The organism is Bacillus sanguinis (assembly GCF_018332475.1).
Classification (GTDB): domain Bacteria; phylum Bacillota; class Bacilli; order Bacillales; family Bacillaceae_G; genus Bacillus_A; species Bacillus_A sanguinis.
In genome coordinates this window covers 1-223 of the sequence record NZ_BOQB01000573.1, presented here as the reverse complement: position 1 = coordinate 223, position 223 = coordinate 1, and the positions used below count along the sequence as shown (strand labels likewise).

The 223-nt window shown below is 30.0% G+C and carries 1 pseudogene; it reads right to left on the bottom strand.

Annotated elements, in window-relative coordinates:
• Positions 1 to 83: 83 nt before the first annotated feature.
• A pseudogene (locus tag KI369_RS28650) lies at positions 84 to 223 on the bottom strand (MarR family winged helix-turn-helix transcriptional regulator); the annotation flags it as partial.

The following is a 223-nucleotide window of genomic DNA, read 5'->3' as shown; positions in this document are numbered from 1 at the left end:
TCTTTTACATACGAAAGAAGACCTTCCTCATATAAGGAAAGTCTTCACCTTTTTCGCGTAAGCGTTTTCTTGCTAATAATGACTTAAATAAGTTTTTTAGAAATAGATATCATTATATTCATTTCTTCTTCTGAAAGCGTAGAAAATCTTTCTTGTAAATATTGTTTTTTCGCACCTTCCATTTTCGCAACTAAATCTTTCCCTTGTTCTGTAATCTCTAAAT